The sequence below is a fragment of the Deltaproteobacteria bacterium GWC2_65_14 genome (genome assembly GCA_001797615.1).
Taxonomy (GTDB): domain Bacteria; phylum Desulfobacterota; class Deferrimicrobia; order Deferrimicrobiales; family Deferrimicrobiaceae; genus GWC2-65-14.
Genome location: MGPV01000031.1, coordinates 2,374 through 8,913, shown reverse-complemented (window position 1 = coordinate 8,913; position 6,540 = coordinate 2,374). Strand labels below are relative to the sequence as shown.

Genomic DNA, 6,540 nt, shown 5'->3' with positions numbered 1-6,540 from the left:
CGTGAAGAACCTGAAGTACAACCTCACGTTCGAAGGCGACAAGAACAGCAAGGCGCCCGGGAAGTCGAGCAACGAGGTGAAGATCCTCTACGCCTACGGGGACTACAAGATTGCGGACCCCCTATCCGTCCGGTTCGGGAAGGCGAAGCTCCCCTACTCCCGGGTCTCCCTCTCCTCCTCCTCGAAGCAGCTTCTGATCGAGCGCCCCTCCTCGACGGAGGACACGAAGAAACTCTTCGACGACTATTACCAGGCGCATCTCCTCCTCCACGGGAAGGTTGCGGACGGAGTCCTCGCCTACTCCCTGGCCGCAGGGGACGGGTGGGAGCCCGGCGCCACGGTGAGCGGGAACACCATCCACAAGTCCGGCCTCCTCTACGCCGTTCGGGTCGAGCTTTCCCCCCCGGGGTGGGTGGAGAATAGCAAGAGCGACGCTCACCTGGGCAAGGGAAAGCATCTGACGCTGGGGGCGAACTGGGCCGCCCAGGGCGGGATCGAGTACGCAGGGAACTCCTTCGAGGAGGACCGCACTCTCTGGGGATTGGACCTGTCAGGGCACTGGCAGGGCCTCACCGCCCAGGTGGAGTACAATGCCTGGAAGGAAGATTTCAGCGATCCCTCCAAGGCCGACAAGGAGCCCAGGGGGTGGTACGCCCAGGTGGGCTACTTCCTCCCGAACCTGAACGTGGAGCCCGCCGTCCGGTACGAGATCTACGAACAGGACTCGAACAAGACGGATACGGAGCAGAAGACCCTCACCGCGGGCATCAACTGGTACCTCAAGGGGCACAGTGTGAAGCTCAGCGCCAATTACGTGATGACGGAGTTCGAGAAGAACGCGAAGGGATTCCTCGCCAACGACGACAAGCAGAACGTCTTCCAGCTCCAGGGGCAACTCTACTTCTGAAGAAGAAAGGCCGGGCCGCGGGGTTAGCCCCAATACAGTTCATTTATCCTAAAAACGGCAGTCGAGTTCAACTGCCGTTTACAGGAAAATATGGAGCGGGTGCGGTCGATGGGTCGTGATCCCGATCGACCGCCCACGGCATGTGCGTTCATCTGCCCGATGCGGGTCGAGGTATCAAGTGGTCATCTCGGCCTGCTGGACGTGATTTGCGACGCGATGCCAAAAAAGCGATTTCCTATTCTTGATCCAGGAGGTGAAGGATGAAAATCAGCCGTAGGGATTTTCTGAAGGTCACGGCGACGACAGGGGCCATGGCAGCGGCGGGCATGTATTCCCTGAATGCGTTTGCCATGGGCACCAAGCCGAAGGTGCTCGGCGAGTACCCCGGAACGTGGATTCCCTCCACATGCCAGGGCTGCACCGCCTGGTGTCCCGTGGAGTTTTTCGTCCAGGAGGAACGGGTCGTCAAGGTGCGGGGCAACCGGTTTTCCAAGGCCAACGGAGGCTTTGTCTGTCCCCGCGGTCACCTGATGATCCAGCAGATGTACGACCCCGACCGGGTCAAGGTGCCCATGAAGCGAACCAATCCCCTGAAGGGGCGCGGCATCGACCCGAAGTTCGTCCCCATCACCTGGGACGAGGCGCTGAACACCATCTCCGACAAGATGATGGAACTGCGCAAGGCCCATGAGCCGGAGAAGTTGATGTACATGCGAGGACGCTACTCTCCCACCTCCACCGATCTGCTCTACGGAACCTTGCCGAAAATCTTCGGCACCCCCAACTACTTCTCCCACAGCGCCATCTGCGCCGAGGCCGAGAAGATGGGCCCCGGCTACACACAGGGTTTTTTCGGCTACCGCGACTACGACCTGGCCAGGACGAAGTGCCTGGTGATCTGGGGGTGCGACCCCTTGAGCTCGAACCGTCAGGTACCCAACACCATCGGCAAGTTCGGCGACATATTGGACCGCGGCACCATCATCGCCGTCGACCCCCGTCTCTCCGCCTCTGGCGCCAAGGCCACCGAGTGGCTGCCGATCAAGCCGGGGGAAGACGGCGCCCTGGCGGCCGCCTTTGCCCATGTCATCATGACGGAAGGGATGTGGAGCAGGGAGTTCGTCGGCGACTTCAAGGAAGGCAAGAACCTCTTCAAGGCCGGCGCCGCGGTCGACGAGACCTCCTTTGAAGAAAAAGAGACGCATGGCGTGGTGAAGTGGTGGAATCTGGAACTTAAGGACAAGACCCCGGCCTGGGCCGCCAAAAAGACTCTGATCCCCGAGGAGCAGATTGTCCGGGTGGCCCGTACGATGGGCAAGGCCGGGTCCGCCACGGCCGTCTGGATGGGCCCCGGGGTGGCGATGACCCCCCGCGGCACCTATTCCTCCATGGCGGTCTACGCCCTGAACGGCATCCTCGGGTCCATCGAGACCGAAGGGGGCGTCATGCAAAGCTCCGGCGCGCCGACCACGAAATTCCCGGAAATCAAGGACAATTTCATCGATGATCTTGCGAAGAAGTCGGGCAAAGGGAAAAAACTGGACGGCCGCGGCGCCAAGGACATGCCGGCGATGATGGGGGGGAAGGCGGGCAGCGGCGTGGTCACCAACAACGTGGCCAACGGCCTACTGAAGAATCCGGACGCCATCAAGGTCTTCATCAGTTCCTGGAGCAACTTCAACTTCTCCTGCACCGGGGCCGACCGCTGGGACAAGGCCATGGCGAAGATCCCCTTCTTCGTGCACATGGTCACCAACGCCTCGGAGATGACCCAGTTCGCCGACATCGTGCTCCCCGCGACCTTCGCCCCAATGGAGAAGTTCTCCATCATCACCAACATGGCCAATCTTCACGGGCACATGTCGATCCAGCAGCCGGCGGGCAGGACGCTCTGGCAGGTGAAGTCCGAAGAGACCGAGGTGATGTGGTTATTGGCCGAGAAGCTCAAAGCCAGAGGCTTTTCCAACCTGCACGACTACTATGCCTCGTTCCAGGATCCGGAAACCGGGAAGAAACCGGCCACCGCCACCGAGTTTGCCGAAATCGCCGCCAAGATCTCCAGCCAGAAGGCCTGGGACGGCAAGGAGAAGATGAAGGGCGACCAGATCGCAGGCTGGGCCGAATTCCGCAAGCGGGGGATCTACAACACCGAGACCTACCCCTACAGGAAGAACTGGGGCAAATTCAAGACCGAAACCAAGAAGTTCGAGTTCTACAGCGAAACGATGAAGAAGACCTTCGGGGATCACGCCAAGAAGCACGACACCACCGTGGACGACATCCTGGAGGTCAGCGGCTACGAAGCCCGCGGCGAACTGGCCTTCGTCCCCCACTACGAGTCGCCGAAGCGCTGGGGGAGCGAGCAGGAGTATCCCTTCACCTTCATCGACTACAAGTCCCGCCTCAACCGGGAGGGACGCAGCCAGAACACCGTCTGGTACCACGAGTTCAAGGGGGTGGACGTCGGCGACAGGAGCTGGGACGACGTCGCCAAGATCCACCCGGCGGACGCATCCAGGCTGGGGATCCGGGACGGTGACAAGATCCGCCTGACCTCCCCTACCGGATCCATCCTCGCCACAGCCAGGCTGTGGCAAGGGGTCCGTCCCGGCACCGTGGCCAAGTGCTATGGCCAGGGGCACTGGGCCTATGGCCGCGTGGCCGCCAAGGATTACGCGAAATTCCAGGCCCGGGGCGGCAACAACAACGAACTCCTGCCGGACGATTATGACCGCCTGAGCGGCTCAACCGCCCGCAACGGCGGATTCACCGGCGTAAAGATCGAGAAGGCCTAAGGGAGGGACAGCAGATGACCCAGTATGCGATGGTGATCGACCTTCAGAAGTGCTGCGGCTGCGGTGCGTGCGCCATTGCCTGCAAGACGGAGAACAACACCCAGAACAGGCAGGACGGCCAGTCCTTCAATTGGGCCGGATTCCTGTATGAAGAGGAAGGGTTGTTCCCCAATGTGATGCATACCACCCGTCCGGTGCTCTGCAACCACTGCACGGATGCACCGTGCGTCGGCGCGTGCCCGGTGGAGGCCCTGTTCAAAACGCCCGACGGAATCACCATGATCAATCACGAACGCTGCATCGGTGACCGCGCGTGCCAGCGGGAATGCCCCTACAGCAAGGAGAACGTGGAGATCGGCGAGTGGAGCGTCCTCAGCTTCAACGAGCCCAAGAAGGACACGCATCCCTTTTACCGGGATCGCTCCGAGATCATCGCTGCGGGTACGGCCTCCGGGGCCGAGGTAGCCAAGCAGGCCAAATCGATTCCTCCCCATCGCAACCGGTACGGCCATCCCGATTACAGTGATGCCCGGCGCGCGGGGGTTGTGGAAAAATGCATCTTCTGCGACCATCGGGTGAAGAAGGGCGAGATGCCATACTGCGTGGTTTCCTGTCCTTCGGGGGGACGGATCTTCGGCGACATCAAGGATCCGAAGAGCGAACCCGCCATTCTCCTGACCAAGTACAAGGCCGCGGTGCTGAAGCCCGAGGAAGGCACGAGTCCAAATGTTTTCTACATTCGGAGCTTCAAGGTGCAGGGGTAGATACCCGGGGGCGGGCAGGGCGGACCATGGCCGGCAAGGATTTCCTCACCGTGGAGCAACAACGGGGGGATTGCTTCAGGCTTTTTGCGGCGTGCTTTTATCCTCCCGAGAGGAACCTGCTCCTCGAGGAAGAGTTGTTGGAAAACCTCTCTCGTCTGCTCGGAGCGGTTTGCCCCGAAGCCGTGCCCCATGCAGAGGGCATGGCCGGAACACTCGCACAGGCGGCGGACGTAGAGCTTGCCGTCGCCCATGCAAAGCTGTTTGTCGGCCCCTTCAAATTGCAGGCGCCTCCGTATGGATCCCTCTATCTGGAATCCCAGAAACGATTGATGGGTGACTCGACGATGGAGGTGCTGAGGATGTACCAAAGAGCCGGTTTGGACCTGAGCAGCGATTTCCTGGACGCTCCCGATCATATCGCCGCGGAGCTCGAATTCATGTATTTCCTCATCGCAAGGGAGCTTCAGGCCCTCCGCACGGGCGATCGGGAAAAGGCGTTCGGGTACCTGGAAATGCAGCGGGAGTTCCACGAGAAATACCTGCGGCCATGGATAGAGCCTTTTGTCGACAGGATCAGAACGGCGTCCGAACATGAGTTCTATACGCTGCTTGCAATGAGTTTGTCGACCTTTATCGCGAAGACCCCCGTCCCGGGGACCCTCCCCGAGAGGGCGGACACGCTCGGCACGAAGTACGGGGCGAAGAATCGGGCATGAGCGTTATCGACCTCTTTGGAAGAAGAATCAACTACCTTCGGCTCTCGGTCACCGGCCGGTGCGACCTCCGCTGCGGCTACTGCAGACCGCAAGGCGCCGGTGGCGGACCGGAGGGGCGGGACCTCCTCTCCGACGAGGCACTTCTGCTCATCGCCCGGACCTCCGTGGATCTGGGGATCGAGAAGATCCGGGTCACGGGAGGGGAACCGCTCGTACGGCACGGGATCCTGCGGCTTCTCTCCCGTCTTTCGGCGATCCCCGGTCTTGCGAAGCTGGTCCTCACCACGAACGGCCTGAGGCTCGCGGAATCGGCGCCGGGCCTCCGGGAAGCCGGCGTGGAAAGCATCAACGTGAGTCTCGATTCGCTCCGGGCGGACCGGTTCGCCCGAATCACCGGTGGCGGCGATCTGTCCAGGGTCCTCGCGGGGATCGAGAGGGCGCAGGGATGCGGTTTCCACCGGGTCAAGATCAACACGGTCGTGATGCGGGGGGTCAACGAGGACGAGGTCGAGGAATTCGCCGCCCTGACCCGCGACCGTCCGATCCGGGTCCGCTTCATCGAGTACATGCCGGCCGCCTCCGGAGGCTGTGCCCGAGGGATCACCGTCCCGGGAGAGGAGATCCTCGACCGGCTCTCGAAACGGTACCGGCTGGACCCGATGGAAAAGGAGGAGCTCGGGGGGCCGGCCCGGTATTTCCGGATCGAAGGGGGCGCCGGAGCGGTGGGGGTCATCACCCCGATATCGTGCCACTTCTGCGAGGACTGCAACCGGATCCGGGTGACATCGTCAGGCGTCGCAAAGGGGTGCCTCTTCTCCCGGCAGGACGTCGACCTGAAGCCGTTTCTGCGGAATGGGGACGCGAAGGGACTGCGAAGGGCCCTGCTCGAAGTCGTGCGGGCAAAGCCGGATCGCCACCCCCTCTGCCCCGACGGGTTCGGCGCGAAGGCGTTCGCCATGTCGGCGGTGGGGGGCTGACGGTGCGAATTCGGGGGCGAACGCTCCGGCTCGACCTGAACGAGATCTCGGGGTCGCTGGGGGATCTGGCAACCTTTCTCCCCCTGGCCGTGGGCCTGATCGTCGTCAACGGGGTGAACGCCACGTCCATCTTCCTGGCGGCGGGCCTTCTCTACATCGCCGCGGGGCTCTATTTCAGGATTCCCGTCCCGGTACAGCCGCTGAAGGCCACGTCGGCCCTCGCCATCGCCCTGGCGGCTACGCCGGGCGACATCGCGGCCGTCGCCCTCCTGATGGGCCTCCTTTTCGCAGGGATCTCCTGCTTCAACCTGAGCAAACTGCTGCGGATGGCGTTCACTCGTCCCATCGTCCGGGGCATCCAGCTCGGGTTGGGGGTCCTCC

4 protein-coding genes and 2 pseudogenes (2 of these 6 cut by a window edge) are annotated in these 6,540 nt (G+C 62.2%); all 6 read left to right on the top strand.

Features of this window, described 5'->3' with window-relative positions:
* Window positions 1-907, top strand: a pseudogene (locus tag A2X88_03800) (hypothetical protein); it begins 269 nt to the left of the window's first position.
* A 260-nt stretch (window positions 908-1,167) separates the two neighbouring features.
* Entirely contained in the window at window positions 1,168-3,702 is a 2,535-nt protein-coding gene (locus tag A2X88_03795) for a dehydrogenase (protein OGP34384.1), read from the top strand.
* A 14-nt stretch (window positions 3,703-3,716) separates the two neighbouring features.
* Entirely contained in the window at window positions 3,717-4,466 is a 750-nt protein-coding gene (locus tag A2X88_03790; protein OGP34383.1) for a 4Fe-4S ferredoxin, read from the top strand.
* A 26-nt stretch (window positions 4,467-4,492) separates the two neighbouring features.
* On the top strand, window positions 4,493-5,182 hold the full coding sequence (locus A2X88_03785) for a hypothetical protein (GenBank protein OGP34382.1): 690 nt from the start codon (window positions 4,493-4,495) through the stop codon (window positions 5,180-5,182).
* Complete coding sequence (locus A2X88_03780; protein ID OGP34381.1) at window positions 5,179-6,159, top strand: cyclic pyranopterin phosphate synthase MoaA; 981 nt, start codon at window positions 5,179-5,181, stop codon at window positions 6,157-6,159. Before A2X88_03785 ends, A2X88_03780 begins: the two co-directional genes overlap by 4 nt.
* A 2-nt stretch (window positions 6,160-6,161) precedes the next feature.
* A pseudogene (locus tag A2X88_03775) lies at window positions 6,162-6,540 on the top strand (hypothetical protein); it runs 881 nt beyond the window's last position.

Coding starts and splice junctions, on each gene's coding strand:
- A2X88_03790 (OGP34383.1), top strand. CDS start 3,717: ATGACCCAGTATGCGATGGTGATCGACCTTCAGAAGTGCTGCGGCTGC.
- A2X88_03785 (OGP34382.1), top strand. CDS start 4,493: ATGGCCGGCAAGGATTTCCTCACCGTGGAGCAACAACGGGGGGATTGC.
- A2X88_03795 (OGP34384.1), top strand. CDS start 1,168: ATGAAAATCAGCCGTAGGGATTTTCTGAAGGTCACGGCGACGACAGGG.
- A2X88_03780 (OGP34381.1), top strand. CDS start 5,179: ATGAGCGTTATCGACCTCTTTGGAAGAAGAATCAACTACCTTCGGCTC.